The organism is Plantactinospora sp. A48 (assembly GCF_055793945.1).
On sequence record NZ_JBTIXF010000139.1, the window covers coordinates 1 to 1,098 of the forward strand.

The window sequence follows — 1,098 nt, forward strand, 5'->3', positions numbered from 1 at the left end:
CGACTACATCCGCTGGCGCAACCAACGAGCCCGACCGAAAACCGGATTCGCTACCGACTCCAAGATCCGCCACCCGGATTACCCGTTCAAGGCTGCATGACGGGGCACTAGCGACGTTCAGCTACCTGAACCAAGTTGCTGGTCCCTTTCGTCATGACGAGGCCGCGTTGCTCCGAGCGCTTGACATGCTGACAGTGAGCCGCGAACGGTGGCTGGCAGAAGTGGACGCATATGCCGACCGCCGAAAAAAGGTCAAACTGCTCGGGCGGCGCACTCCGCGATCACCGGACATCAACCCAAGTCTGCCGACCTGCTGGTACGGCGATTCGCGCCGGGCTGCAATCTTCGCCCTGGGCTACCTGCTGAGGAAGCCGGAGCGGATCAGCTATGCAGATGCCGACGTCATCCGCCTCGCATCGTCTGTCCTGGAAGCACCTGGAGACGGCAACCGCGTGCCGCTTGAACAACTGAAGATCCTTCGGAAACGGCTCGAACATCTGCGTGAGACATCCGGCTGGCCCAACGTCGACTGGCCGAACTGGTACAGGGCCAACCAGTCTCTCTGGGTGCTACACCAGATCTCCAATGCGACAGCATAGAGACGAACTTATCTGCCGCCGTAGGGCGCTCGTGTCGCCTGCTGCTGCCCGCGCGACCGTAAGGTGGCAGCTGTGGGCTACACGTTACGGGCCGTCATCGGGTCGGCCGCAGTGCTGATGCCGGCTCAATCGGTCGCGGGTGCGGACCTTGTGCCGCTCGATCAGGGGCTGTGTCTGCTTCCTGTGACCGAGGAGTTCACTGAGCAGGTCAGTGAGGAAGATGTGGACGACCCGTACGGTGCGCGATGTGAGGGTCTCCCGTCCGGTCTCCACACTGTCCTGGCCGTGTGGTCGCTTGCGGGGTCGGTGGCCTACGTCGAAGCGGAGTACTTCGGTGGAGTCGGTACACAGTGCGCGGCGGTGTGGGACGCAGGACACCTTGAGCCAGTTTCATCGTGGGTGGCGGGCGTCTTCGGCGGTTTGGAGGACGAGGATGGCCTGTACGATCGCGGTGGCTCGGCGGGGGCAGCAGCGGAGCTTGGTCAGGATTTTCCAGGTC

General features: G+C 62.9%; 1 protein-coding gene and 1 pseudogene. One reads left to right on the plus strand and one right to left on the minus strand.

Annotated features, from left to right (window positions below; genetic code table 11):
• The first annotated feature begins 194 nt into the window (after positions 1 to 194).
• Positions 195 to 599, plus strand: coding sequence for a hypothetical protein (locus tag ACXN5W_RS30325; protein WP_473161811.1), 405 nt, complete (start codon positions 195 to 197; stop codon positions 597 to 599).
• A 390-nt stretch (positions 600 to 989) separates the two neighbouring features.
• Here the strand turns inward: ACXN5W_RS30325 and ACXN5W_RS30330 are convergent.
• Positions 990 to 1,098 (minus strand): annotated as a pseudogene (locus tag ACXN5W_RS30330) (IS5/IS1182 family transposase); the annotation flags it as partial.